20 protein-coding genes are annotated in these 26,978 nt (G+C 42.5%); 9 read left to right on the top strand and 11 right to left on the bottom strand.

Going from position 1 to position 26,978, the window contains the following annotated elements:
* Window positions 1–56 precede the first annotated feature (56 nt).
* Complete coding sequence (locus QTN47_RS14820) at window positions 57–1,598, top strand: S41 family peptidase (protein WP_369330170.1); 1,542 nt, start codon at window positions 57–59, stop codon at window positions 1,596–1,598.
* Between the two features lie 92 nt (window positions 1,599–1,690).
* On the opposite strand, the gene QTN47_RS14815 is transcribed toward QTN47_RS14820, so the two are convergent.
* Window positions 1,691–2,083 carry a MerC domain-containing protein gene (locus QTN47_RS14815; RefSeq protein ID WP_369330169.1) on the bottom strand — a complete coding sequence of 131 codons (393 nt, stop codon included), beginning with the start codon at window positions 2,081–2,083 and terminating at the stop codon, window positions 1,691–1,693.
* A gap of 86 nt (window positions 2,084–2,169) precedes the next feature.
* Between QTN47_RS14815 and QTN47_RS14810 the strand changes: the two genes are divergently transcribed.
* Window positions 2,170–2,826: an SCO family protein gene (locus QTN47_RS14810; RefSeq protein WP_369330168.1), complete on the top strand. Its 657-nt coding sequence runs from the start codon at window positions 2,170–2,172 to the stop codon at window positions 2,824–2,826.
* 10 nt (window positions 2,827–2,836) lie between these two features.
* Window positions 2,837–3,256, top strand: coding sequence for a Fur family transcriptional regulator (locus QTN47_RS14805; protein WP_369330167.1), 420 nt, complete (start codon window positions 2,837–2,839; stop codon window positions 3,254–3,256).
* 163 nt (window positions 3,257–3,419) lie between these two features.
* On the opposite strand, the gene QTN47_RS14800 is transcribed toward QTN47_RS14805, so the two are convergent.
* From QTN47_RS14800 to QTN47_RS14790, 3 genes are all read right to left on the bottom strand, one after another.
* Window positions 3,420–4,958, bottom strand: a complete 1,539-nt coding sequence (locus QTN47_RS14800; protein WP_369330166.1) for a helicase HerA-like domain-containing protein — start codon at window positions 4,956–4,958, stop codon at window positions 3,420–3,422.
* A gap of 717 nt (window positions 4,959–5,675) precedes the next feature.
* The gene (locus QTN47_RS14795; protein ID WP_369330165.1) at window positions 5,676–6,467 is read right to left on the bottom strand and encodes a DUF3108 domain-containing protein; all 792 of its coding nucleotides are present in this window, start codon (window positions 6,465–6,467) and stop codon (window positions 5,676–5,678) included.
* Between the two features lies 1 nt (window position 6,468).
* Window positions 6,469–7,461: a lysylphosphatidylglycerol synthase domain-containing protein gene (locus QTN47_RS14790; protein WP_369330164.1), complete on the bottom strand. Its 993-nt coding sequence runs from the start codon at window positions 7,459–7,461 to the stop codon at window positions 6,469–6,471.
* Between the two features lie 1,008 nt (window positions 7,462–8,469).
* Here QTN47_RS14790 and QTN47_RS14785 point away from each other — a divergent pair.
* The 3 genes from QTN47_RS14785 (at window position 8,470) to metH (ending at window position 12,799) form a co-directional block, all read left to right on the top strand.
* Window positions 8,470–9,477 (top strand): homocysteine S-methyltransferase family protein, encoded by a 1,008-nt coding sequence (locus QTN47_RS14785; protein WP_369330163.1) that lies wholly within the window; start codon window positions 8,470–8,472, stop codon window positions 9,475–9,477.
* Window positions 9,478–9,621: 144 nt separating this feature from the next.
* Window positions 9,622–10,011, top strand: coding sequence for a GxxExxY protein (locus QTN47_RS14780; protein WP_369330162.1), 390 nt, complete (start codon window positions 9,622–9,624; stop codon window positions 10,009–10,011).
* A gap of 118 nt (window positions 10,012–10,129) precedes the next feature.
* Window positions 10,130–12,799, top strand: coding sequence for a methionine synthase (metH, locus tag QTN47_RS14775; RefSeq protein WP_369330161.1), 2,670 nt, complete (start codon window positions 10,130–10,132; stop codon window positions 12,797–12,799).
* 81 nt (window positions 12,800–12,880) lie between these two features.
* On the opposite strand, the gene trxA is transcribed toward metH, so the two are convergent.
* Window positions 12,881–13,198: a thioredoxin gene (trxA, locus tag QTN47_RS14770; RefSeq protein WP_369330160.1), complete on the bottom strand. Its 318-nt coding sequence runs from the start codon at window positions 13,196–13,198 to the stop codon at window positions 12,881–12,883.
* Window positions 13,199–13,324: 126 nt separating this feature from the next.
* Entirely contained in the window at window positions 13,325–13,825 is a 501-nt protein-coding gene (locus tag QTN47_RS14765; protein WP_369330159.1) for an SRPBCC family protein, read from the bottom strand.
* Window positions 13,826–14,120: 295 nt separating this feature from the next.
* On the opposite strand from QTN47_RS14765, the gene QTN47_RS14760 reads away from it, so the two are divergent.
* A complete protein-coding gene (locus QTN47_RS14760; RefSeq protein ID WP_369330158.1) occupies window positions 14,121–14,795 on the top strand; it encodes a uracil-DNA glycosylase family protein in 675 nt (224 codons plus the stop codon).
* A 128-nt stretch (window positions 14,796–14,923) separates the two neighbouring features.
* Here QTN47_RS14760 and QTN47_RS14755 read toward each other — a convergent pair whose 3' ends face one another.
* Both QTN47_RS14755 and leuS read right to left on the bottom strand, forming a co-directional pair.
* Window positions 14,924–15,658, bottom strand: coding sequence for a copper resistance protein NlpE N-terminal domain-containing protein (locus tag QTN47_RS14755; protein WP_369330157.1), 735 nt, complete (start codon window positions 15,656–15,658; stop codon window positions 14,924–14,926).
* Between the two features lie 151 nt (window positions 15,659–15,809).
* Complete coding sequence (gene leuS / locus QTN47_RS14750) at window positions 15,810–18,569, bottom strand: leucine--tRNA ligase (RefSeq protein WP_369330156.1); 2,760 nt, start codon at window positions 18,567–18,569, stop codon at window positions 15,810–15,812.
* Window positions 18,570–18,863: 294 nt separating this feature from the next.
* Here leuS and QTN47_RS14745 point away from each other — a divergent pair, with 294 nt between their 5' ends.
* On the top strand, window positions 18,864–19,739 hold the full coding sequence (locus tag QTN47_RS14745) for a cell division protein FtsX (RefSeq protein WP_369330155.1): 876 nt from the start codon (window positions 18,864–18,866) through the stop codon (window positions 19,737–19,739).
* Between the two features lie 178 nt (window positions 19,740–19,917).
* Here the strand turns inward: QTN47_RS14745 and QTN47_RS14740 are convergent, their stop codons facing one another.
* The gene (locus QTN47_RS14740) at window positions 19,918–22,371 is read right to left on the bottom strand and encodes a TonB-dependent receptor (RefSeq protein WP_369330154.1); all 2,454 of its coding nucleotides are present in this window, start codon (window positions 22,369–22,371) and stop codon (window positions 19,918–19,920) included.
* Window positions 22,372–22,476: 105 nt separating this feature from the next.
* Between QTN47_RS14740 and QTN47_RS14735 the strand changes: the two genes are divergently transcribed.
* Window positions 22,477–23,127: a metal-dependent transcriptional regulator gene (locus QTN47_RS14735; RefSeq protein WP_369330153.1), complete on the top strand. Its 651-nt coding sequence runs from the start codon at window positions 22,477–22,479 to the stop codon at window positions 23,125–23,127.
* A 394-nt stretch (window positions 23,128–23,521) separates the two neighbouring features.
* Here the strand turns inward: QTN47_RS14735 and QTN47_RS14730 are convergent, their stop codons facing one another.
* On the bottom strand, window positions 23,522–26,671 hold the full coding sequence (locus tag QTN47_RS14730; protein WP_369330152.1) for an efflux RND transporter permease subunit: 3,150 nt from the start codon (window positions 26,669–26,671) through the stop codon (window positions 23,522–23,524).
* On the bottom strand, window positions 26,672–26,974 hold the full coding sequence (locus QTN47_RS14725) for a DUF190 domain-containing protein (protein WP_369330151.1): 303 nt from the start codon (window positions 26,972–26,974) through the stop codon (window positions 26,672–26,674).
* Window positions 26,975–26,978 lie beyond the last annotated feature (4 nt).

The following is a 26,978-nucleotide window of genomic DNA, read 5'->3' as shown; positions in this document are numbered from 1 at the left end:
ATTCCATAAGTTTAAGCGTATAAGCGGAAGACTTGCAACGTATAACCTATGCGGAAATGAGCAGATCTACAGGTTTCTTTTTATTGGTGATTGCGGGATGGCTGATAACGGCTTCTTGTAGTAGTGCAAAAAACGCGTCTTTCGACAGCAGCTACAAAATTGCGCCAGACAAAATGCAGTCAGATGTGGTGCTGCTCAAAAAAGTGCTTGAGGCTGACCATCCGAGTCTTTACTGGTACACATCAAAAGATAGCCTTGATCTGTATTTCAATACGGCGCTTTATAATCTGAACGATTCACTTACTGAATTCGAATTTAAAAACCGTGTGGCATGGTTGGTGAGTAAGATAAAATGCGGGCATACTTCGGTGCATTATCCCAGGTCTTACAACAAATACTTCCGGCACTCAAAGCTGCCCTTTCTTCCTTTGTATGTAAAAACATGGAATGACAGCATCGTGGTTGTCGCGAATGCATTCCCCAGGGACTCCGTGCTGAAAAGGGGCACCGTAATAACCTCCATCAACGGTTATACAAACAAAGTCCTGCTCGATTCCATATTCAGTTTTATCAGCACCGACGGCTATAGCGAAAACTTCAAAAGCCAGTTGTGCAGTTTTAATTTTCCGGCTTTTTACTACAATGCATTTGGTAAATCGGACAAGTTTACAATAGGCTATATTGATTCCACCGGACTGGAGAAAACTACAGTTGTAAATGCTTACGAACGCAAACGGGATACTTCAACAAAGAAGAATAGCAATAATGTTAAGATCCTTCCTCCGTCGCCGCCAAGAAAAACATTTCCGCAATACATCAATGCAAAAAAGAACATCCAGTTTGATACAGCCAACGGCATCGCATACATGCGGCTGGCAACTTTTTCAAACAATGCCAACCTGAAATCATTTTATAAAAAGAGTTTCAAAAAGCTGAGAAAACATGGCATCAACAGCCTGGTGATAGATTTGAGGGAGAATGGTGGAGGGAACATTTCCAACAGTATCCGGCTGACTAAATACCTTATCGATAAACCTTTTAAAGTCGCAGACACTGTTGCTGCAGTGTCAAAAAACATTGCATATAAAAAGTACATTTCGCCTGGAATTGCCTATTGGTTCGCGATGCAGTTTACCACACACAAAAAAGATGATGGCCGGGCACATTATACTTATTACGAAAACAATCTATTCAAACCCAAAAAGAAAAATCATTTTACAGGGCAGGTTTACCTGTTGCAGGGCGGTTTTACTTTCTCCGCGGCAACGATGTTTGTGAATAGTTTAAAGGGACAAAATAATATAACCGTGGTAGGAGAGGAAACTGGTGGGGGAAGCTATGGAAACTCTGCAGTATACTTACCTACCCTTGTACTGCCCAACAGTAAACTGAGGGTAACTTTCCCGCTCTATCGCGTGGTAATAGATCATTCCAAAGAAAAAGCAGGCAGGGGTATTATACCCGATGTGCTGATTCCGCCGTCATCTCTGGCTATTCAGCAAGGGGTTGACATAAAAATGCAGGCAATTCTGCAAATGATTCACGACAAAAAAGAACATCTCGCGGGGAAGCTTTCTGCGGTTAGCTACCAGGAATAAAAAGTCAAAAGGCAAAATAGCTATTGCAAGCGCTTCTATTTCCACTTCACTACGCTCAGATCGGCTCAAAGCTGGCAGCTGATAGCTCACAGCTAGTGATTGCAATCATGCTCGTGGCAGTGATTTGCTCTGCGGCAAAGACGGTAATTGTAATAGTGAGCGGAAACAACCAGTAAAACTGCAGGCATTAGGAGCAACACCTCATAGTGGTGCCAGATCTGTTTGGCCAGCAGAAAACTGATCCCGAAGGAGAAGATAATCAAGGGAAGATAACTATGATGATGTTTCTTCCGGCCATGATAAAGTGAGTAAGAACCTATACCAAAAGCCAAAATGATCATAAAAACTTCAAAAGCAAGGTTATTGATCACCTCGAACCCAAATATCGGCATCGTGGTTAAAAACAGTGGTAAAACAGCACAATGTATAGCGCACGCTACCGAAGCGGTAATTCCTAAAGCATCCCAATTAATCTTTACATTCATTCTTTCACGTTAAGAGTAGTGCAAAAGTAGGCATTTGCAACCTAGTTGCAAAACAAAATTATCATTTCCTGACGTACCTTTGCAAAATGAAAAAGTTCATAGGGTATTCTATATTTTTTATTGTGCTGGCTGCATTGTTTTTAGTATTCTCTTTTTGGGGCACGGATAACTGGAAGGCAAAGAGCCCGGTTATTAACTATGTTAAACCATTTGCTTTTACAACCCAGGATGGACAGCGGTTTACAGAAAAAGATATGGCGGGAAAGGTTACTGTAGTAGAGTATTTTTTCACAACCTGTAAAGGCATTTGTCCAAGGTTGAACACCAACATGAAAGATGTTTACGAGACTTTTAAAGATGAACCGGATTTTATGATCGTTTCCCATACCTGCGATCCTGAAACAGATTCCGTTCCTGTGTTAAAACGCTATTCTGATTCCTTGAAAGTGGACACACATAAATGGGTATTTTTAACCGGACGTAAGGACAGCCTGTACCAGACAGCGAGGAACAGCTATTTGCTGGATGACCCCAATAATAACCTGGTAGATATTAAGGACCAGTTTTTACATACCCAGTTTTTTGCAGTTGTTGACAAAAATGGCCAGGTACGCGGACATGTATATGACGGACTTAAGAAAGACGAACTGGCATCAATGAAAGAAGATATCAAAAAGTTATTGAAGGAAAAGGCCGGAGCTAACGGATTTTCAACCAGTATCTTTACCAATAATCCTCAATAAAAAGTATTTTATGCAGAAGAGAATTGCTGAATTGTTGAAGAAAAATCAATTAAGCATAACAGAGAGCAGGAAGAAAATATTGGAGCTGTTTCAAAGTGCCAATGGTGCTTTGGCGCATGCCGACATTGAGAAGCAAAGCGGCGAACATTTTGATCGTGTAACTATTTACCGAACGCTGCAGACATTTGTAGAAAAAGGCATTATTCATACCATTCCTACTGCCGATAATAGTGTTCTTTACGCCTTGTGTAAAGATGAATGTTCCGCAGGCCATCACCATGACAATCACGTTCACTTTATTTGCGATGATTGCGGCACAACTTATTGCCTGGATCATGTAGATATCCCAGCCATTCAACTACCAATCGGCTTCAAAGCAAAGCAAACTGATATTGTAATGAGCGGCGTTTGCAAGGAATGCAACGTTTAATGTACGATGTTAGATGTACGGTGTTAGATGTACGGTGTTAGATGTACGGTGTACGATGTGGTGGATGTCTGATGTGTTAGTTAATAATGTTGATAAATGATACCTGCCCTATTTAGCAGATAAGGGCCATTTCAGGTCAAAACAGCTGATTGCTGATAGCTCCTTAGAACAGACTTTTCCTTTTGGTGCTGCTTCTTCCTCCCAATCCCAGGGCACCCAATAAACTTCGGGTAATAACATTTGCGGCTGTTCGGCCTACTTGTTTTAAGATAGGGTTATCAAAAATGCTTTCTTCTTTTTGAGTTTTGCTGTTAGTAGTGGTTGTGGTTTCTTTGGTTTTATTTGCGGCGTCCTCCAATTTTTGATTCAGGATCTCATATGCGCTTTCGCTGTCAATTTCTTTATTGTATTTAGTGGCCAGCTTGCTTTTGTTTACCAATGCATCAATTTCCACATCACTCAAAATATCCATCCTGCTTCTGGGCGAGCAGAGCATAGTATGCACTAACGGAGTTGGGATACCTTTTTCATTCAATAAAGTTACCAGTGCTTCGCCAATTCCCATCTGCGTGAGCAATTCATCTGTTTTATAGTAAGGTGATTCGGGAAAGTTTTCTGCTGCTTGTTTAATTGTCTTCCGGTCCGCGGCGGTAAAAGCCCTTAATGCGTGCTGCACTTTTAAACCAAGTTGTCCTAAAATGGATGCCGGTACGTCCTGTGGATTTTGCGTACAGAAGAAAATGCCAATGCCTTTGGAACGGATCAGTTTTATAATGGTTTCAATATGCTCCAATAGTGCATCCGTAGCTTCATTAAAGATGAGGTGAGCTTCATCAATGAACATTACCAGTTTGGGTTTATCCAGGTCGCCTTCTTCCGGAGAAACCGCATACAGTTCAGCAAGAAGCTGCAGCATAAAGGAGGAAAACAGTTTTGGCCTGTTCTGCATATCGGTAACGCGCAGAATATTGATCATGCCACGGCCATCATCGCTAATGCGCATCAGATCATCCACTTCAAAACTGGGCTCACCAAAAAACTGGTCGGCGCCCTGCTGTTGCAGTTCAACTACTTTTCTTAAAATCGTTCCGGTAGAAGTTGTAGAGATCTTACCATATTGCTTTTCCATTTCGGCCTTGCCTTCATCACCGATGTATTGTAATACTTTAATAAAGTCTTTCAGATCAAGCAGTGGTAGCTTGTTATCATCGCAATACTTGAAGATCATGGCTACCAGTCCACCCTGCGTATCATTCAATCCCAATATCTTACTTAGCAGTATCGGACCAAATTCAGAAACAGTTGCACGGAGCTTTACGCCCTTCTCATTGCTTAACGTAAGTAATTCCACCGGAAAACCTGTGGGTTCGTATGTTAAGTTCAACAGTTTATAACGTTCATTCAGTTTATCATTTGCGGACCCCGGAGCTGCCAGGCCACTCAGGTCACCTTTTATATCCATCAATACAACAGGAACACTTGCATCACTCAGGTATTCACTCATCATCTGCAAAGTCTTGGTTTTACCAGTACCGGTTGCACCGGCAATAAGCCCGTGCCTGTTCATGGTTTTCAAAGGAAGAAGCACATCCGCACCGGTTACAACCTGTCCGTCCAATATTGCACAACCTATTTTAACATGTTCTCCTTTAAAAGTATATCCCTGTTTTACAGCTTCAAGAAATTGCTCCTGGGTAGGCATATGACAAATTTTTATGGAAGATAAGGAAAAAGGGGGGAGGGGAGAGGGGAGAGTATCAGGTATCAGGTTTCAGGTGTGAGGTTTGAGGTGTGAGGTATCAGGTTTGAATACATCGTACAATATACCCGTACGAACGTGCCATCGGTGCGGGCGTGCATCTAACATCGTACATCAAAAAAAGCCTGTTACACCTAAGTACTTCGTAAACCGTACTTCGTACTTAAAATATCACGCTGTCCCACCTAATCACATCGTACACCGTACATCTAACATCGTACATCAAAGAAAGCTCATTACACCTAAGTACTTCGTAAATCGTACTTCGTACTTAAAATATCACGCTGTCGCACCTAATCACATCGTACACCGTACATCTAACATCGTACATCAAAGAAAGCCCGTCACACCTAAGTACTTCGTAAATCGTACTTCGTACTTAAAATATCACGCTGTCGCACCTAATCACATCGTACACCGTACATCTAACATCGTACATCAAAGAAAGCCCGTTGCACCTAAGTACTTCGTAAATCGTACTTCGTACTTAAAATATCACGCTGTCGCACCCAATCACATCGTACACCGTACATCTAACACCTTACATCTAAAAAAAGCCTTTTGCACCTAAGTACTTCGTAAATCGTACTTCGTACTTAAGATATCATGCTGTCGCACCTAATCACATCGTACACCGTACATCTAACATCGTACATCGTCTCATTTCCACCTCAACAGTGAACTCAACGGATGTCTCAGGCCGGTGTAGCGCATCATGTCTACTTTTACACTTCCTACAGCAATAGGGCTTTCCACTCGTAAAGGGATGTGATTGGCATCATCGCTTACCCAAACGGTCATTTTTTCGCCACCTTCAAAAATGGTTCCTTTCAATAAAAGCGGTTTAAACTTGATGGCATTAAACTTTCCGTATTTGGTTTTAACCACTTCTTTGCCCATATAGCGCACATACAAGTGGTAGATCTCATTATCCAGAAACATATCGAAAGGAACTTTGTCGCCCGGTTTGTAAGCGTTGAAATTAATGTTTCTCGCGTAGTATATGGCACTTATTACATCCTGTATGCACGTAGGTATTTTAAATACGCCCGTATTGGTAATCGCTGTATTTGTCTGAGCGTTGAAAGTAATGTTCTCATACTTTTTGTAGCCTCCCTCATCAATATTGCGGATAAATTTTAGGGGCTGAAGCGTGGCTGTATCAATATAAGTTTCGTAACGGTCGCGCACTTTAAAAATCCAGTCATAATTGGAGTTAGAAGTGCCGGCGGCCACTACATGATAAACCGGCCTGTTGCCAACGTGCTCAAGACCTGTTGTAAATGTTGCGGTTCCTGCATTTACATAAATGCCCACAACAGAGTAAAATACATTGTAGGTTAATTGTTCGCCAGACTGAAAAGCAGTGTTACGGATACCGCAGAAATCATCTCCCGCAGTTAACGAAATAGAACTAATAAGTCCACAGATGATTGCAATTAATTTCTTCACGCTATTTTCTAAATAATTTTACTGTCAAAATGAACAAACTTCCTGCCAATGCGGGTATAATAAGGTTTATAAGCCATATACCCGCAGCGGCGTATAAAATGCCGATCGTATTCGCGCTAAGTAATCCAAACAACTGTGTACTCACTTCGCCCCTAACGCCCAACTCTGCCATTGGAATTGTTGGAAGGATTGCCAATACTAAAAACAATACGCATACCATATTTGCGCCGTCTGCCACACTTACATATACATCAAACACCCGGAACATAAGCAGGTACTGAACGATAAAGACAATATACCTTGCGGTTGACAGCACCAAAATTCTTGTTAATTCTTTCCAGTGAAACTCTTCTACCTTATCAATCAGGTATTTATATTTCGAAACAAAAGGTAGTTTTTCCACAATGGCTGCTATCCACGACACCCTGTAATATGCAATAATCATAAGTATCGTGCCTATTATTATTATGTAAATTAATCCATTTAGCCAAAGTGTCGATAATCCCTGCAGGGGATGACCAGGGGTAAGAATATTGTAACGCAGGTAGAACAATCCGGCAATACCGGCAACAAGGGTAATAATTACCTGGCTCATGCTACCGACAATGGTAAGGGAAATAGATCTTAAACGATTTCCTTCTTCCATGTAAACAATCCTTCCTACATATTCCCCTACACGGTTGGGTATAAAAAGAGAGAAGGATAACCCGGACAACACCGCCTTGAATGCCGTAAAGAAGCCGACTTTTTGCACATGCCTCACTAAAACCTGCCATTTACGGGCTTCAATTCCCCAGTTTACGATGCTAAAGACGCCAACAGCAAACAAATACCAGCCATGCGGACCCTTGTAAGAATCTTTCATGAGTTGCCATGAACCATGAAGATTTGTTTGATTTCTGACTTTTTGATAGATGGAAAATGATAATCCAACAAAAAGCAATGGGCCTATTATATAATTGAGAATGATCTTATTTCGGCGGCTTAATTGCATAAATTGGGGTCAAACGTACGGCAAAATCTCTTTAAAAGAGCTTTCTTTTCTCGCAATGGGCGCATTTGAACAGCTATTTCTCGCAGCGGGCGCAACGGGGCAGAGACGCAGCGATGTCCGCCGCGCCGCTGCTACTCCGCGTTCGCTGCGTGAAACATTTCTTTCTCGCAGCGGTCGCAACGAAAAGGCGGCGCAGCGAACTGCCGCGTCGCGCCGTTGCTTCTCCGCGTTCGCTGCGTGAAACATTTCTTTCTCTCGCAACGGGCGCAACGGGGCAAAGACGCAGCGACATATTGCAGCCCAAGATTTATCGCCAAAAGCAAAGCTGAGCTAAAGATGCACCTTCCGCCGCGCCGCTGCTTCTCCGCGTTCGCTGCGTGAAACATTTCCTTTTCTCGCAGCGGGCGCAACGGGGCAAAGACGCAGCGACATATTGCAGCCCAAGATTTGTCGCCAAAAGCAAAGCTGAGCTAAAGATGCACCTTCCGCCGCGCCGCTGCTTCTCCGCGTTCGCTGCGTGAAACAATTTCATTTCTCGCAGCGGGCGCAACGGGGCAGAGACGCAGCGAAATACTGGATTTCCCAAAATTTCTCGCTGAAAACAAAACTGAGCTACAACCCTATCCGCCGCGCCGCTGCTTCTCCGCGTTCGCTGCGTGAAACATTCACTTTCTCGCAGCGGGCGCAACGGGGCAAAGACGCAGCATTATCCGCCGCGCCGTTGCTTCTCCGCGCACGCTGCGTGAAACCCTTCACCACGTGAAAAACCTTAAATTTTCGGATTCTAATACATTTCATTTATTTTTGCATACTCAGGCGGATTTGTTTATTGTTCGGCCTGCTAAAAAAAATTGAACTAATAAACGCAAAGAAACCTCACTTCGTTTCCCACACGTTTTATTAGCATTTTCAATTACGCATTTGTTGCGGTAAAAGTTTTTTACCTGAACGGACCGGATCGGTATAAATGCCCCTGCATTTATATGCGCCGGATTAAAACTTAAGAGGATGAAGACAATACAGGAATGTTTGCAGGAGCGTATTTTAATTATTGACGGTGCCATGGGTACTATGATCCAGCGTCATAAATTAACGGAAGCCGATTATCGTGGCGAGCGGTTTAAAGACTGGCATACTGATGTTAAAGGCAATAATGACCTGCTTTGCCTTACGCAGCCGGACATAATTACCGGTATTCACGAAGAGTACCTTGAAGCCGGTGCGGATATCATTGAAACAAATACTTTCAGCAGCACCAACATAGCCCAGGCTGATTATGACATGCAGTCGCTGGCTTACGAACTGAACGTAGCCGCTGCTGCGTGTGCAAGAAAAGCGGTAGAGAAATATGTGAAGAAAGACGGCAGACCCAGATTTGTCGCTGGCGCTATCGGACCATTGAACAAAACGCTGAGCCTTTCACCGGATGTAAATAACCCGGGTTCAAGGGGATTAACTTTTGACGAAGCTGCTGATGGCTATTATGAACAGATCAAAGGGTTGGCTGATGGCGGTGTTGATGCATTGTTGATCGAAACGATCTTCGACACACTGAACGCCAAAGCTGCTATTTATGCTGCTAAAAAATATTTTAGAGAAACCGGTAAGGAGTTACCGATAATGATCAGTGGTACCATCACTGATGCAAGCGGAAGAACGCTGAGCGGTCAAACGCTCGAGGCTTTCTATATCTCCGTTAAGCATGCGAAACCGCTGAGCATTGGCCTTAACTGTGCTTTGGGTGCACAGGAAATGCGCGGGCATATTGAGGAGCTTTCTCAGATTGCTTCCTGCTATACATCTGCGTACCCCAACGCGGGTTTACCCAATGCGATGGGTGAGTATGATGAGCAACCCCACCAGACAGCGCATTTTATTGAAGAGTGGGCCAAGGAGGGTTTTGTGAACATCGTTGGTGGGTGCTGCGGCACTACCCCCGATCATATTAAGCATATAGCAGAACAAGTGAAGAAATTTGTGCCAAGGCAGTTACCTGTAGTGGAGGAAGTTTATTAAAAAAGCCTGGCCACGAAGACGCTAAGACAAAAAGAAGCTCAAAGGAAAGGTTAGCTAAAGCCAAAAAAGAACACAAAGCTTCAAATTTTGGAATTGGCGTAGTGCCTAAAACCCGAAGAAATCCCTAAACTTAAAAAACATGCCATGGTAAGAGTATTAAGTGGCGAAGAAGAATGGATCGGTAAACAGGTTGTTGATATTGCATTTCATTTGCATAAAAAATTGGGGCCTGGTTTGTTGGAGAAAGTTTACGAGTCGTGCTTTTGCTATGAATTGAATAAAAGGGATATTCCTCATAGTGTGCAGTTAAAAGTTCCGATCATGTATGATGGGGTAATGTTTGAAGAGGGATTGCGACTGGATTTATTAGTAGGTGATTTAGTGGTAGTTGAGTTGAAGGCGCAGGAAATCTATCATCCGGTTTGGGAGGCTCAGTTGCTGAGTTATTTGCGTTTGAGCAATAAACGATTGGGATATATAATAAATTTTACGGTCCCACTTATAAAGGATGGAATTAAAAGAATGGTCCTTTGATGCAATTTTTTTCATTGCATACTTGGGATCTCAGTTTTAAACTTTGTGCTTCTTTGCGTCTTAGCGTCTTGGTGGCTAACCTTTTCGCTTCAGCGTCTTAGTGGCAAAACAATTTATCATGATCATTAAACCATATTTACGTTTATCAGGATTAGAGCCTTTGATTGTTAGGCCGGAGACAAATTTTGTGAATGTTGGTGAGCGTACCAACGTTACCGGGTCTAAAAAATTTGCCAGGCTTATCAAAGAAAATAAATTTGAGGAGGCCCTTGGTGTTGCGCGTCAGCAGGTAGAAGGCGGCGCTCAGATCGTCGATGTGAACATGGACGATGCATTGCTTGACGGTGTGCAGGCGATGACCACTTTTTTGAACTACCTGCAGAGTGAACCGGATATCGCCAAGGTTCCGGTGATGATCGATTCTTCCAAATTTGAAGTGATAGAGGCGGGATTAAAATGTGTGCAGGGTAAGTGTATTGTTAACTCTATCTCATTAAAAGAAGGCGAAGAGAAATTTATCCACCAGGCACAAATCTGCTTAAGCTTCGGTGCTGCAGTTATTGTAATGGCCTTTGATGAAAATGGCCAGGCTGATACTCTGGAGAAAAGAGTAAACATCAGTGAAAGAGCATACAGGATCTTAACTGAAGTAGTAGGTTTTGATCCGCAGGATATCATCTTCGATCTTAACATATTCGCGATAGCTACCGGTCTTGAAGAGCATAATAACTATGCGGTGGACTTTATTGAAGCGACCCGCATTATCAAACAAAAGTTTCCTCTCGTAAAGATCAGCGGTGGTGTTAGTAACCTTTCGTTCTCTTTCAGAGGAAATGATCATGTGCGTGAGGCAATGCATTCCGTGTTTCTTTTTTATGCAATCCAGGCGGGCATGGACATGGGCATCGTCAATGCAGGTCAGTTAGTGGTGTATGACCAGATTGAACCTGAGCTGAAAAAATTATGTGAGGATGTAATTTTTAACAGGAACAATGATAATAACGAGGCTACAGATAAATTGATTGCTTTTGCCGAAACAGTAAAAGCAACAGGTAAAGAGGAAAAGAAAGATGATGCGTGGAGACAAACATCTGTTGAAGAGCGTTTAAAACATGCACTGGTAAACGGTATTACTGAATACATTGATGAAGATACAGAGGAAGCAAGGCAGACATATCCCCGACCACTGGATGTAATTGAAGGTCCTTTAATGGACGGCATGAATGTGGTGGGTGATCTGTTTGGTGCAGGTAAAATGTTCCTGCCACAGGTGGTGAAGAGCGCGAGGGTAATGAAGAAAAGCGTGGCCTGGTTAACGCCTTTTATTGAAGCAGAGAAACAAGGTAACACATCTAACGCACCCCGTATTTTAATGGCGACTGTTAAAGGTGATGTACACGATATTGGTAAGAATATTGTAGGCGTAGTATTAGGCTGTAATGGCTATGATATCATTGATATGGGCGTGATGGTGCCGGCTGATAAAATTTTAGATGCAGCGGAAAAAGAAAAGGCCGACATTATTGGTCTGAGCGGATTGATAACACCCTCGCTTGATGAAATGGTGCATGTTGCGCGGGAAATGAAACGCCGCGGCATGAAACAACCACTGTTGATTGGTGGCGCTACTACATCAAGAACACATACAGCCGTTAAAATAGAACCTGAGTATGGTAACGGAGTTGTGCATGTGTTGGATGCATCAAGAAGTGTTACAGTAGCCGGATCATTACTTAGCAATGAAAACAAGCCCGCGTTTTTACAAGGTGTAGCAGCTGAGTATCAGAAATTAAGAGATGACTTTGGCAAGCGCCAGTCGTTCAAACAATATATTTCTTTTGCAGATGCACAAAACAATGCTGTAAAAGTTGATTGGAGCGAGTATAAACCTGTGAAACCTTCATTCCTTGGGACAAAAGTTTTTGAAGAGTTCGATCTTGCCGAGATCCGTAAATACATAGACTGGGGTCCGTTCTTTATTGCGTGGGAAATGGGTGGAAGATTTCCTCAGTTGCTGGAAGATGCTGTAATTGGAAAAGAAGCAACGAAACTGTACAACGATGCCAACGCGTTGTTGGACAAAATTGTTACTGAAAAATGGCTGACGGCAAAAGGTGTTATCGGTTTTTATGAGGCAACAAAAACGGGCGCGGACAGTGTGCGCGTAAATCATAATGGAGAGCCGGTAAAATTGGAGTTCCTTCGCCAGCAGGTGAAGAAAGCTGCGGATCAGCCAAATCTATCACTTGCTGATTTTATAGCGCCGGAGGGGACAGGCATAGAAGATTATATAGGTGCATTCGCCGTTACTATTCACGGTATTGAACCTCACCTGAAAAAATTTGCCGACCAGTACGATGACTACAACAAGATTATGTTACAGGCCCTGGCGGACAGATTTGCAGAAGGCTTTGCTGAAGTGTTACACGAACGTGTGCGTAAAGATTACTGGGGCTACGCTAAGGATGAACATCTTACCAACGAAGAACTGATCAAGGAAATATATACCGGAATAAGACCTGCCCCCGGTTATCCCGCTTGTCCGGATCATACTGAGAAATACAAATTGTTCGATCTTTTAAATGCAACTGAAAATACTGGTATTGAGCTGACTGAATCGTTGGCTATGTATCCGGCAGCAAGTGTTTGCGGGTGGTACTTCAGCAACCCAAAAAGCCAGTACTTTGGCGTAGGTAAAATTTCGCAGGACCAGTTGAATGATTACTCCCAACGTAAAGGCTGGACTGCAGAAGAAGCAGAGAAGTGGCTGAGACAAAATATGGAGTAAGTTATACGTTGTAAGTTATACGTTATACGTTTTTCTAAGCGAAGGGCTTAAACGTACAACGTATAACTTATCACTTACCACTCAAAGGTTCTCGCGGATGCGTTTTTCCAACGCGATCTTTGAAAGTGTGCCAACCTGTTTATCCACTACTGCACCATCTTTGATAAACAGAAGTGTAGGAGTTGCACTAACATTATACTGAATGGATAATTCCGGGTTGTAAGCCACATTTACTTTGGCCATATTAGCCTGCCCACTATAGGCTTCGGAAAGTTCATCAATAACATTGCTGAGCGCTCGACAGGGACCGCACCACTCGGCCCAAAAATCCACAACAGTTAGCTTATTATCATTCGCCACTTGTGATGCAAAATTGTGATCAGTTAATTCCAATACCATAATGCGTGTTTTTGAAGTGATTTAATGAATCTCAAAATTGATTCGTTGCCATCATTCCTGAACATCGATAATCTGAATGTGCGATAGATGAAATTTATCGGACTTTACATTATGACTTAATGAGCATTAAGCATTAACAACATTCGGTAAGTTTATATTCTTGTTGCGAAGATCCAGACCTCCTTCCAGTATTGATTTTAAATTGAGCAGATAGAGCGACCATCCTTTTCCGCATTCAATATAGAAATAACGTTGTTCCTTTTCGTCATTCATTGGCATTTGTTGCGTCAGTTCGCAGAGTGTTTCTCCGGCTTCTTCCTTGATGCTGACGGTGACAATACAGTTTCCGCTAAAAATGAATTTCAACAAGTCGGTGCCGTTAGCCTCCAATATTTCATTTTGTTCAACAGCTGAGTCATCATAACCATGCCATAGCCACTTGTATTTGTCACCTGGTTTAACTTGTTCTGAAGGAGTTCTAGCAACGCCATCCTTTGTTGTAAAATGGGCTTCACGCAGAAACCAGCTTTCAAGTCCGGCTTGCGTGGTCCACGCGTTGTAAATTGCTTCTTTGCTTGCTTTTATAGGGACACGTTTTGTAAAGGTGCTCCAGTTATAGTCTTGCATAGCAGATCGTTTGATGCAAAGGTAGAAATAGTTAGGGTGGCTTTCATACTGGACTGAGCTGATAGTTCCAATGAACGTATGTTCCTCTCAAACATTAAGATCATTATTGTTCGACTAAAAGTGTGAAAAGATAGGTTGCCTGATAATGATTGCATCGACGAGGTTTAATTTATTAAGAGGGATTAGCTGGATGAAAGTTCATCTGTCACTATTAGCTAACAAGGATCGTGACTCAATCTGTTGAAATTTAGTCTGACAATAATGATTCCAATCTCCAATCCTCCTACTTTTGTACATGTCCCTCTCCAAAAAAATACTTGACTTTTTGTTTCATCTCAAAATGCCGTTCGATCTTCCCGAAGGTGTGGGAGTATTAGATTCACATAAAGATGAAGAAGTGCGGGAAGCTTGTTCTGCATTCTATAAAAAATTTTACAACGATAATAAGCCGCGACATATCATGATGGGTATAAATCCCGGTCGCTTCGGTGGCGGCATAACGGGTATTCCCTTTACTGATCCAATTCGTCTTGAACGGGATTGTGGTATTGCAAATGACTTTCAGAAGAAACAGGAATTATCATCCGTTTTCATCTATGATATGATCGAGGCATTTGGTGGCACGAATGCATTTTACGGTAAGGTCTATATCACTGCAATAAGTCCGCTTGGCTTTGTGAAAAAAGGTAAGAATCTGAATTATTATGACGATAAATTATTGAAACAATTAATCGAACCGTTCGTTGTTGATTGTATCAATAAGCAGTTATCGTGGGGATTAAATACCGATGTTTGTTTTTGTATCGGAGAAGGGGAAAATCTTACTTATCTCAACCAGCTAAACCAGAAATATCAGTGGTTTAAAAACATTAAAGCTGTCCCGCATCCGCGGTTCATCATGCAATACAAACTCAAGCAAAAACAAGACTACATTAAACGATACGTTGAAACGCTGCTACGCAGCGAGTAAACCACGGAGGCACAACGGCACAAAGAATCACGGCGAAAAGCAGCACGACGATATCTTTAGCGCAAAGTTTGTGGAAGAAAATGATCGTCGTGTTTCTCCGTGCCGCACTGCCTCCGTGGTTCAAAAAATCATTTGCATTTTTCCCCCGGCAGAAACTTAATAAACTTCCTAACTACAAAAGTCAGCACCTGTTTATCACCCTCCATCGACGGCCGGAATTCAAACGTGCCTTCTACATTCACCAGTAAAGCTTCTTTATCTTTCTTTTTAAGTGCGCTGTAATCTTTTTCCATGTTAACGGTTTCCTTTGTCAATTCCACAGGATACGTTTTACCTGTTGCGCAAACTGTGAGTAAATGGCTATCAGCGTAATAAACAAACATGCCTTCAAGCGGAATATTTGATTTTGTGTTGAAGCTTTTGTTTGCCACACGAGGCAGATTAAAATTCAGGTTGCCTGTGCTCACTATTTCCTTGCCTTGCATATCCAATTGTTGCAGACCATTGAGTGTTGCTTTGTACATGGAAGGGCCGTCTTTAATACCCTTTAGGGAAACAATGCTATCGCTTAGTGACCATGTTCCCAGGCTGTAAAATGCACTGCCTTTATTCCTGTCCTTGTATACCTGTTCTATCAGGAAAGTACTATCCTCATTCAGCTGAATGGTAGTAGCAATACCCGGACAATCGGCACAAGGTAAAGTACCCTGGTAAACACCTTCAACTTCCTGCATGGTTATATCATCAGCCTTGCTATTGTCATCTTCTTTTGTAATCGTGGAATCTTTTGCAGCGTGTTTGGATGCATTGTTATTGCAGGCAAAGAGCAATGCGATGAGGCAAATTGATAAAAGGTTTCTCATAATGAATGATGTTAATACAAGATTATATTTCCACACTTTCATGTTTGTTAATGCATGCAACACAATGCTAATATAACAAAAAGAATGAGCTGCCATGCGGCAGCTCATTAAAAAGTAATTTCAGGTATTCAAAAACCAAATGATCGTGCAATTAGATCACCAGGTTAACCATGCGTCCTTTTACATAAATGATCTTCTTGGGTTGTTTGCCATCCAGCCATTTTATCACAACCTCATTCTGTAGTACCAGCTGTTCAACCTGTTCCTGCGTGGCATCCAATGCAATATTCATGGTTGTTCTTAATTTTCCGTTTACACTGATAGGATATTCTTTGGTTGATTCAACAAGATATTTTTCTTCAAACGCAGGATAAGAAGCATCGAGTATAGATGATTGATTGCCCAATTGGCTCCACAACTCTTCACAAACGTGCGGTGCGTAAGGCGTAAGCATGATCAGTAAAGATTCCAACACTTCGCGTTTGTGGCATTTAGCATCAGAGAGGTCATTCACACAAACCATGAAAGCACTAACCCCGGTATTAAAAGAGAAGCGTTCTGTATCTTCTTCAATCTTTTTGATCGCTTTGTGTAATATTTTCAATTCGGCATCTGTTGCTTTTTCCTCGTTCCAAATCTTGCCTTTCAATTCATCAAAGAACAGGCGCCACAGTTTACGGAGGAAACGGTGCACCCCTTCAATACCTTTTGTATCCCATGGCTTGCTTTGTTCAACAGGTCCAAGGAACATTTCATACATGCGGAAAGTATCTGCGCCGTATCTGTTAACCAGGTCATCAGGATTAACAGTATTGAATTTGCTCTTGCTCATTTTTTCAACTTCTGAGCTGCAGATATATTTTCCGTCTTCCAGGATAAATTCTGCATCAGCATATTCAGCTTTCCATTTTTTGAAAGCTTCGGTATCGAGTTCAACACCATCCACCATGTTTACATCTACATGTAATCTGTCTGTCTGGTATTGATCAGCTAATCCTGCAGAAACAAATTTGTTGGCACCATGAACTCTATATACAAACCTTGACGAACCCTGTATCATCCCCTGGTTAACCAGTTTTTTATAAGGTTCATCATGACCTATCAATCCGAGGTCGAATAAAAACTTCGTCCACATGCGGCTGTACAGCAAATGCCCAACAGCATGTTCAGTTCCTCCGATATAAAGATCTACCTGGCCCCAGTAGTCACTTGCTTTGCGGCTGCAGAAAATTTCATTGTTGTCAGGGTCCATGTAGCGGAGAAAATACCAGGAAGATCCTGCATATCCGGGCATTGTGTTTGTTTCCAGATGCTCCGACGTCCATGCTTCAATATTGGCCAAAGGTCCTTCACCTTCTGGTCCCGGTCCATATTTCTCTACGTAAGGCAATTCAAGTGGCAGTTGATCTTCGCTCAACGGATAGGCGATACCATTGATCCATTTGATAGGGAACGGTTCTCCCCAATAACGCTGGCGGCTGAATGCGGCATCGCGCATTTTAAAATTGACCTTGCGTTTACCAATACCCATCTCTTCAATCTTGTCAATTGCTACGGTCATTGCCTCGCGCATTACCAGGCCATTTAAGAATCCGCTGTTTTCCAGGATAGCATCTTTGGTAGGATTGGCTTCTTCGCCATTATAATGTTCACCGATGATATTAGTGATCGGAATACCAAAATGCTGCGCAAATTTGAAGTCACGTTCGTCGCCGCAAGGCACGGCCATGATAGCGCCGGTACCGTAGCCCGCCAACACATATTCGCTGATCCAGATAGGAATTTCACGACCATCAAAAGGATTGATGGCATAAGCGCCTGTAAAACAGCCGGAGATTTTCTTCTCAGCCATGCGTTCTCTTTCACTGCGGCTTTTTACATATGCAATATATTCATCAACAGACTGAGCCTGCGCTGAGCCTTTCACCTCATCAATCCAATCGAGTTCGGGAGCAACAACCATAAAGTCCACACCAAAAATTGTATCAGGGCGTGTGGTATAAACACGCATCTGCCTTACTTTTCCCTGCTCACTTTTAACGGCGAAATCTATTTCAGCTCCATAGCTCTTGCCAATCCAGTTGCCCTGCATTTCTTTCATCGCATCGCTGAAGTCAACTGTCTCAAGTCCCTGCAACAAACGGTCTGCATACTCAGTGATACGGAGGTACCATTGACGAAGCTTCTTTTTAACAACAGGATAGCCACCTCTTTCGCTAACGCCATTGATCACTTCATCATTGGCTAAAACGGTTCCCAATGCTTCGCACCAGTTTACTTCTCCATAACCGCAATAGGAGAGGCGATACAACATCAGAATATCCTGTTGTTCTTTTTCAGAATAGCTTTTCCATTCATCAGCAGAAAAACTTAGTGAAGCATCGCCGGGACAAATATGGTTTGCATTACCTTCTTTTTCAAACAGGGCAACAAGTGATTCAATGCTTTCAGCTTTGTTGGTCTGCCTGTTATAGTAGCTGTTAAATAATTGAAGGAAGATCCATTGTGTCCATTTATAGTAAGATGGATCACTGGTGCGTACTTCTCTTGACCAATCGTAACAAAATCCCAGGTTATCTAACTGTCCGCGGAAGTTGCTGATGTTCTGCGCAGTACTGGTTGCCGGATGAACGCCATGATCAATGGCATATTGTTCTGCCGGAAGGCCGAATGCGTCGTAACCCATTGGGTGAAGTACGTTAAACCCTTTTAATCTTTTGAAACGGGCGAAAATATCGCTGGCGATGTAACCAAGCGGATGTCCCACGTGAAGGCCTGCTCCACTCGGATAGGGGAACATGTCCAGCACGTAATATTTAGGTTTGGAAGAATCGTTGCTCACCTGGTAGGCATTGGTGCTTTTCCAGTTGTTCTGCCATTTTTTTTCTATCTCCCGAAAGTTGTATTCCATTGTACTATATGTCGTTTGTTCGTTTACTATTTGTATTGCGAAAATTACTCAAATGCCGCTTTGGATCTTAAAGAAAAAGCAGTTGCCATTCATGGTATAATAAAAATCCCGGAATAGCGCTTATGGTTTCAATTTAGCCGCGGGCAAATGTGTTGCCGTTAACATTGAAATAAATATTCGCATTTTTTTTCACATGAGACCATACTAAGGCCAAGAAACAATCGTTAAGAGTGTGTGCAAATGTAAGCGAATCCCCTAAATTTGCTTTCTTCACTAATCCTATAATATATTGGCATGGCAGAAACAGGTAAATCTTCATTGAGGCGGAGCAAACCCAGTTACATCTATAGCATTGTTGGCGTGGCGATTGTGTTGCTCATCCTGGGTGTGATGGGATGGATTTTTTTGAATTTCAGACAGGTTGGTAACACGTTTAAGGAAGATATCCGCATCAGTGCTTACCTGCGCACCATGAATAAAGACACCATCGCGCAGATTCAGCAGTTCATAACGGCCCAGCCCTTTGCGAAAGATGTTACCTACGTAAACAAGGAAAAAGCCAAAGAGATCTGGAACAAGGAAAATAATGAAGACTGGGGCAAAATACTGGAAGACAATCCGTTTCCGGAAAGTATAGATTTTTACGCAAAGGCGGCCTACGTTAATAAAGATAGCCTGGCCAAAATGCAATCCTCCATCCTGAATGCTTACGGTAATCAAATCACTGATTTACAATATCCGCAGTTGCTGGTGAACAATCTTAATGAGAAGACTTCTAAAATAGGCCTGATATTCCTGGTGGTAGCCATTGTGTTATGCCTGATCGTTATTGTTAGTATAGACAATACTATAAGACTTGCCATGTTTAGTAACCGTTTTTTGATCAAGACCATGCAAATGGTAGGAGCAACCCGCAACTTTATTGCCCGTCCAATGGCTTTACGTGCTATTGTGAATGGCTTGATCAGTTCCGGTATTGCAATCGCCATTCTTTTTTCGTTGATGCAATGGGCCGAAAGCCAGTTCCCTCAATTAAAAGCAATTCGCGACAATTCACTAACGCTTGTTCTTTTCGGAGGGTTGGTATTGATGGGTGTAGGCATTTCAGTGTTCAGCACTCATAGAAGTGTGATTAAGTATTTGAAGATGAAGCTGGACGATCTTTATTAGCTGTGAGCTGTCAGCTATCAGCTTTTAGCTTTGGCGAGATATGGATAATTAATGAATAAATCTCTATAAAAAAAGACCGCTGTTACTACGGTCTTTTTTGTTTTTATAAAGAAGAAATGTTGGTTACAGTTACGCTTTTGCACGGGGCTAATAGCTGATAGCTAAAAGCTGACAGCTATTACAGTCCCACCACCACCTTCACACACACATTTCTTCCCATACCATAAATGCCGGATCTTCCGTTTGGCGAGGCGGTGTAGTATTCAAAATATTTAAGCCTGCTCAGGTTGGATTGATATACTGCGTTGAAAAGGTTATTGACCTGTAGTTGGAGCTGAACGCAATTGTTCTTACCGTAATAAATATCTGCTCCGGTTGAGAAATTGACCAATGTATAGCCGGGCGTTGCAGTTTCAGTTTGGTAAAGCGCCATAAACCTGTTTTGGGCAGCATTAACATCCGCTTCCGCAGTGAGGCTGATCTGGCGGAGGACTTTTGAAGAAGTCTTTATTTGCTGATTAACGCTGCTTAGAAGTTTGAGCGGCGGAATAAACGGCAGGTATTCGCCCTGTACTCCTGTATTTTTGAAATCAGGTTTGGTATTAATTCCCCGAATGGCGGAGAAAGCGTTATTGAATGAAAAACCTGTAAGGTTCTTTGGATGCAGATTTAATATTGCCTCCAGCCCGTATAAATGCGCCGAAGCCTGCTGATATTGAAAGGTTTTATTACCTTCTACAATTACCGGATTACCTTGTGCATCAACTACCTGGGCCAGGTAAATGTACTGCTGCACAGAATTGTTGAACAAACTTAGTGATGCCGAAAGATCCGGGTATTCAAGGCCAACTCCGATGTCTTCCTGCAAACTGAATTCAGGTAAAAAGTTCCTGTTGCCAATATAAACGATATGCGCTCCGGGATCCAATCCATTGGAGGCAATTTCTGTGATATTGGGTGCGCGATAACCACGGGCAATATTAGCTTTCAGGTTGATATGGTTATTAAGTTGATAGGTTATTCCGAAGCTGAGAGATGTACCCTGGAACGACTGCCGCAGGGCTGGAAATTGCGGCCTTGCATTGGCTGTATCGGGCGGAAACACCTGGTGCTCAAACCCGGTTGCCGGATTTTTAGCTACATAAAAATCATTGCCTTTTAACTGCCTTGTGTCGTAACGTACTCCCCCGCTTATTGTCCACTTATTGTATTTCCACTTCGCGTGACCAAAAATGCCTGCGTCGAAAAGACGGTAGTCTGGTATAGGGAAATCAGTGCCGTTCCGGTTGACATTAGATTGATACATTCCATTAACGCCAACGGAAATATCCATATTGGTAATTCCTGACTCCGTGTAGGCCATGCTGTAGTTAATCGTGTTTAATCTTACGAAAAGTCCAGCCTGGTTTGTTTCGGTAGGATGATTGTATTCTCTTCTGATATTTTGCTGGAAAGCCACGTTGGCATCAAGCATTCCTGTTGCAATTCTGTACTGGTTGTTTGTATAAATTCTGTAATGCTGAATATGCTGATGCAACGGGCTGAGTGCATAGCCATTCAGTTCATCATCCGTTACAACCGGTCTCTTTTTAATATCATCCAGCGGCATTTCCAATACCTGTTTGGTGAACTGCCTCGTCAATGAATCGCGGCTACCGTCGGGTATTCCCTGCAGATTATCATAGAGTGTTGCATTCAGCGTTGTAAAGCCTTTGGGCGAATTGTAGCCCGCAGTAAAGGCAAGATTGGTTTCTTTAAAACCAGTGTTGTAAACACGTCCATCGGCTTTGTTGGTATAATTTTTAGCAAGCCTGTATGAGCCGCGGCCCACGAACATCCAATGCTCGCTGCTATAATCAAGGCGGATCCCGTTACCGATAAGACCATTGTTGCTTTGGTATTCAGAAGTGAATTTGCCATGAAGTTTGCCATCTTTTTCTTTTGGCAAACGCGGGATAAGGCTTACTACACCCGCTAAAGCATCAGAGCCGAACATCAGACTTGCGGGGCCTTTTATTACTTCAGCTCTCTCCAAATTATATCCATCCACTTCAATGCCATGCTCGTCGCCCCATTGCTGACCCTCCTGGCGAATTCCGTCATAGAGCGTCAACACCCTGTTGTAGCCAAGACCGCGAATAAACGGTTTTGAAATATTCGGGCCGGTTTTAACAGCGGTAAGACCGGGGACGTTTTTAGTGAGAACATCAATAATGTTGCTCTCAATCGTTTTTTCAATCGTTCTGGAAGAAACGCTGATCACCGCAACCGGATTCTCTTTTATATGTGTGGCCTTGGAAACGCCGGTAACAACCACTTCTTCCAAAAGTTGCTGAGCGGGTTGCAAAAAAACACGGTAAATACTTTTTTCTCCGGAAATTAAAATGGTGTCATTTTTAAAACCGGTGAATGAAACGACGATTTTGTCGCCGGATTTTACTTTTGCAGCCGGAAATGAAAAAACTCCAAAATCATCTGTAACACCTGAAACGGCAGAATTGAGAGAAAATATAGAACATTTGTTTAATGTTGAGGCTTTGATGTTGTCTTTTACTATTATACTAACTAATTTGTTTTGGCCATTCGATTTTAATACTAAGGTGGAGAGAAAGATGAGCAGCAGAGACTTCATATTTTATAATTTGATGTACAAAACTAAAAAGTTAGACTAATCTAACAATTTAAATTTTGTTTAAACCACGATCTTTTGATGCTAAAAGATGATATTTTTACGGGTATGATAACTTTAACCGAGGAAAATTATCTAAAGGCACTATATCGCCTATCCCTTGAAACTGAAGAAATTTCTGTAAAGGATATTGCCGATAGTTTGGACATAAAGATGTCTACCGTTAACAGCATGATCAAAAGACTTGCTGAAAAAAAACTATTGCGATACGAAAAATATAAGGCCATTGAGCTGACCGAAAAAGGAAAGAAGATGGCTTTGCACATACTCAGAAAACACCGGCTGACAGAGCTTTTCCTGAGTAAGGTGATGGGCCTTGGCTGGGAGGAAGTACATGACATTGCCGAACAAATAGAACATATTCAGTCAGACCTGTTTTTCGACAGGATTGATGAAATGCTGGGGCATCCAAAATTCGATCCGCATGGCGAACCCATTCCAGACGCAAATGGTAAGCTTCCTGTTTTTAAAGCAACACAACTATCCGAAGGTGTAATCAATAAAAAATATAAACTTACTGGTGTCCTGAATCATGAAACTGCATTTCTTAAATTCCTTGATTCGGTAGGGTTAAGCATCGGTTCAGTGATTGTTATTAAAGACATCCAGGACTTTGACCGCTCTATGTCCGTTCTGCTAAACAACAAGAGCAAGACAATTTTCAGTCAAACGGTTTGTGAGAATCTGCTCGTTGTTTAATGGACAATTCCTGCCCGACAGATGTCATTCAGGCGGGGAAATTTGAAAATTGAAAATGACAGTCCAAGGGAGGTTATAAGTTGTAAGTTATACGTAATACGTTTATCGAAGCGAAGGTTTTGCCACAGAGGCACTGAAGCACAGAATATTTTTATGTGAAACTCCTTAATAAACTTCTTTAGTTCTGTGGTTAGAGTTCTTTCTTCTGTGCTTCAGTGTTGCTGTGGGTTAAAAATCTTCGTGCATCTTTGAGTATTTGTGTCTTCGTGGCAAAACCGTCGTGTTTCGCCGTGTCTTTCGTGCCTCCGTGGTTCAAAAAAAAGCCGGAACCTATACTAGATAAGTCCCGGCGGTCTGGAAGTAAAAAGTCGGAGGAATTGTACGCTTAAGTTTTTTAAACTAACTCTTCCTCTTTTTTCATGGGGGTTACCTTCTTTTTACTCTTAGATACCCATAGATACAATGGGGGTATAATCATAGGGGCAAATATTAATGTGCTTGTCAATCCTCCGATAATAACAGTAGCCAGCGGACGTTGTACGTCAGATCCGATGCCGGATGATTTGGCTGCAGGCACCAGGCCTACAATCGCCACTATCAGAATTGAAAGCAATGCTCTTAATTGTTCTCTGGAAGTATGCAGTACAACAGTTTTTAATTTACTGTCATCCAGCTCGCGCCTTCTGTTAATTGCCGAAACCAATAACACACCGGCCATTACAGAGATCCCGAAGATGCTCACAAATCCCACACCTGCAGACACGTTAAAGTAATATCCACGCATTAGTAACGCGAATATTCCTCCAGCCAGCGCAAATAAGATACAGCTCATTGTAACAAGTGTATGTGCAATGTTTTTGTATAACATAAACAAGAAGAGCAATACAATAATAATTGTAAGCGGAATGGTTAAAGACAATTGTTTGCCCGCTCTTTCCAGGTTTTCATACTGACCACCATAAATAACATTATAGCCTTTCGGCACATGTATCTGTGCATCAATCTTGGCCTGTAATTCTTTTACAAATCCTCCCTGGTCCCGGCCGCGGATGTTTGTACGAACGGTTACCATTCTCTTGCTGCTGTATCTGTAAATGTTTGTCTGGCCTTCTACAAATTTTATATCAGCCAACTGGCTCATCGGGATCAGCGCGCCGCCCACAGAAGGTACCTGCAAATTTTTAATAGCTTCCAGGTTATTTCTGTCTTGCGGAAGATAACGTACAACAATGTCGTATCTCTTGGTGCCATCATACAAGATTGAAATTGCCTTACCTCCAATGGCCGCTTCAATCATGTTCTGTATATCGGCAACGTTAATGCCGAAACGTGCAGCCTGTTCACGATTGATATTGATGGCGAGCTGTTCCTGCGGACCTTCCTGCTCGATGTTTACATTGTCTGCTCCCTGCGTATTCTTGACAATGTTCACAATGCTATCCGCCTTCTTACGCATAAACTGAAGATCATCACCAACAATTGATATAGCAAGGTCGGCAGCACTACCTGTTACAATTTCCATCACCTGGTCAATGATCGGCTGACCAGATGAGAATTGCACCGAAGGCAACTGCTTTTGCAGATCACTCTTAATGTCCTGAACCAGTTGCTTTTTCGAAATAGTGTCACTCCAAAGTTTGTAATCTTTCAGGCCTACAAGTATTTCATTTCTGTTTGCAGGGAACGGATCGGTTCCATCGTCATTACGGCCAGATTGTGTGATCACAAAAGCAATCTGCGGATACTTGGCGATTGTACTTCTGATGGTAGGTGCATACTTAGCGTTTTCCTGGATGGTTATACCTGCAGGAAAATTACCTCTAAGAAAAATAGATCCTTCATCAAGTGTAGGTAAGAATTCGGTACCGAGTTTTAATCCAAAAAGAATGATGATTAAAACAATACCAAATCCAATAATCACCGTCTTCTTTGTATTGTTCAAAAGCCTATTCAAAAACTTGCCATATTGTTTTTCCAGGAAATCAAGCACCGGATTCCTGTGTTCTTTCAAAGGTTTGTCAACGTCCGATATTGCCTTTTTATAGAAGAAGGAAATAAGAACCGGTATGAATGTTAACGCTGCAAGCATTGAGCCTATTACTGCAAACGCAAGTGTAAGCGCCATCGGAGAAAATAATTTTCCTTCAACCCTTGTCATCATCAAGATCGGCATGTAAGCCAGGATGATAATAGTTACAGAGAAGAAAATTTCCCTGCCAACTTCCTGGGCTGCCAGCAATGTAATGCGGACAATCCCCTGCGATCTCTCTTCCGGAGTAACGGTCCTGTATTTGCGTATCAGGTGTTCTGCCATCACACAAGCGCCGTCTACGATAATACCAAAGTCAATGGCACCCAATGAAAGCAGGTTGGCCGGTATGCCTACAAAGCGCATCAGGATAAATGCAAACAGAAGCGAAAATGGAATAGTAAGGGCAACGACCAATGCACTGCGAATACTTCCAAGAAACAGTACCAGCAAAATGATTACGATCGATATACCCTCCATTAACGTATGGGCCACTGTTTCAAGTGAATGGTCGATGAGGAAGCTACGATCGTATAACACCCTGAATTTAACACCATCGGGTAATTCAGTCTGTTGTATCTCGTCCATTTTGTCCTTCAGTAATTTCAATACTTCGCTCGGATTCTCGTACCTGCGCAGCAATATAATTCCTTCAACACCACTGTTCACATTCACGCTGTCTTTGGTAACTGTGTAACCCAATACACCGTTTGGTGGCGGCGGGCCAATTTCAACGGTGGCCACATCGCGAACAAACACCGGTACGCCGGCATCAGATTTAAGTACGATGTTTTGGATGTCCTGCTCATTTTTGATAGCACCTAAACCACGGATCGCAAAGCCCTGTCCTCCACGTTCAATTACGTTACCGCCTGTATTCTGGTTGTTGGAGTTTACGGCATCAATCACATCCTGCAATTTCAGGTTATACTTGCGCAGCTTATCCGGAGAGGTAAGGATATGAAATTGTTTCAGCGGTCCTCCGAATGTTGTTACGTCTGCAATGCCGGGAACCTGCAGTATAGCAGGCTTAATCACCCAGTCCTGCAAATCGCGCAGCTGTGTCGGGCTATATGTTGGCGGAGCTTCAACCACATAACGCAATATTTCTCCAACCGCAGTTGTTAACGGAGCAAGATCTGTAGATACACCATCCGGCAACTGTGCGTCTTTTAAACGCTCAATTACCTGCTGCCGCGCAAAGTAATCATCAGTGCCATCTTTAAAAGTCAGCTGAACAACAGAGAGGCCAAAGATGGTTCTGCTTCTTCTGTCCAGCACATTTGGTGTATTCTGTAAGGCACGCTCAATAGGAACGGTAACCTGTTGCTCCACTTCTTCTGCAGCACGCCCGGGATATTCCGCAACAACAATTACATTGGTATCCGCAATATCAGGATAAGCTTCGATCTTTAACTGTCTGAAGCACCAATAGCCTGTGGCCATCAGTACAATACTTATGGCGATAACCGCCCAGCGGTTTCTTAACGAGAATAAGAGTAAGTTCTTTATCATTTATTGCCATTTCTCAACATGATGAGTAATAATCAGCCCGTTTTTTACTTCCTTACGCAAAGCTGTAAGCGCATTCTTCACTTTTTCTTCTTCATCAATAAAAATTATTACGATAGGAATTTCATCAAAGCTGAACAAAGCATGTGGTCTGTTAAGGTGCTGACTCGGTCCGTATCCTATTTGACCCTTGAACGCCGTAGCTCCTGCAATTTTGTGTTCGATAAGAAATTGCATGATGTACTCGTACAAAGGTTTGGATCCTTTCAGGTCGTCCTTGTCAATATAAATCTGCGCTTGTAACATATGG

This window comes from Danxiaibacter flavus (genome assembly GCF_041060425.1).
GTDB lineage: Bacteria > Bacteroidota > Bacteroidia > Chitinophagales > Chitinophagaceae > Danxiaibacter > Danxiaibacter flavus.
Note: the sequence above shows the minus strand (reverse complement) of the source record. Positions and strands in the feature narration are given on the sequence as shown.

What these genes read in the sequence shown, in the direction of transcription:
- QTN47_RS14755 (WP_369330157.1), bottom strand. Translation starts at nt 15,658, where the DNA reads ATGAGAAACCTTTTATCAATTTGCCTCATCGCATTGCTCTTTGCCTGC.
- QTN47_RS14765 (WP_369330159.1), bottom strand. Translation starts at nt 13,825, where the DNA reads ATGCAAGACTATAACTGGAGCACCTTTACAAAACGTGTCCCTATAAAA.
- QTN47_RS14820 (WP_369330170.1), top strand. Translation starts at nt 57, where the DNA reads ATGAGCAGATCTACAGGTTTCTTTTTATTGGTGATTGCGGGATGGCTG.
- QTN47_RS14785 (WP_369330163.1), top strand. Translation starts at nt 8,470, where the DNA reads ATGAAGACAATACAGGAATGTTTGCAGGAGCGTATTTTAATTATTGAC.
- QTN47_RS14740 (WP_369330154.1), bottom strand. Translation starts at nt 22,371, where the DNA reads ATGAAGTCTCTGCTGCTCATCTTTCTCTCCACCTTAGTATTAAAATCG.
- QTN47_RS14730 (WP_369330152.1), bottom strand. Translation starts at nt 26,671, where the DNA reads ATGATAAAGAACTTACTCTTATTCTCGTTAAGAAACCGCTGGGCGGTT.
- QTN47_RS14800 (WP_369330166.1), bottom strand. Translation starts at nt 4,958, where the DNA reads ATGCCTACCCAGGAGCAATTTCTTGAAGCTGTAAAACAGGGATATACT.
- QTN47_RS14725 (WP_369330151.1), bottom strand. Translation starts at nt 26,974, where the DNA reads ATGTTACAAGCGCAGATTTATATTGACAAGGACGACCTGAAAGGATCC.
- QTN47_RS14735 (WP_369330153.1), top strand. Translation starts at nt 22,477, where the DNA reads ATGATAACTTTAACCGAGGAAAATTATCTAAAGGCACTATATCGCCTA.
- QTN47_RS14780 (WP_369330162.1), top strand. Translation starts at nt 9,622, where the DNA reads ATGGTAAGAGTATTAAGTGGCGAAGAAGAATGGATCGGTAAACAGGTT.
- QTN47_RS14745 (WP_369330155.1), top strand. Translation starts at nt 18,864, where the DNA reads ATGGCAGAAACAGGTAAATCTTCATTGAGGCGGAGCAAACCCAGTTAC.
- trxA (WP_369330160.1), bottom strand. Translation starts at nt 13,198, where the DNA reads ATGGTATTGGAATTAACTGATCACAATTTTGCATCACAAGTGGCGAAT.
- QTN47_RS14790 (WP_369330164.1), bottom strand. Translation starts at nt 7,461, where the DNA reads ATGCAATTAAGCCGCCGAAATAAGATCATTCTCAATTATATAATAGGC.
- QTN47_RS14805 (WP_369330167.1), top strand. Translation starts at nt 2,837, where the DNA reads ATGCAGAAGAGAATTGCTGAATTGTTGAAGAAAAATCAATTAAGCATA.
- QTN47_RS14810 (WP_369330168.1), top strand. Translation starts at nt 2,170, where the DNA reads ATGAAAAAGTTCATAGGGTATTCTATATTTTTTATTGTGCTGGCTGCA.
- leuS (WP_369330156.1), bottom strand. Translation starts at nt 18,569, where the DNA reads ATGGAATACAACTTTCGGGAGATAGAAAAAAAATGGCAGAACAACTGG.
- metH (WP_369330161.1), top strand. Translation starts at nt 10,130, where the DNA reads ATGATCATTAAACCATATTTACGTTTATCAGGATTAGAGCCTTTGATT.
- QTN47_RS14815 (WP_369330169.1), bottom strand. Translation starts at nt 2,083, where the DNA reads ATGAATGTAAAGATTAATTGGGATGCTTTAGGAATTACCGCTTCGGTA.
- QTN47_RS14760 (WP_369330158.1), top strand. Translation starts at nt 14,121, where the DNA reads ATGTCCCTCTCCAAAAAAATACTTGACTTTTTGTTTCATCTCAAAATG.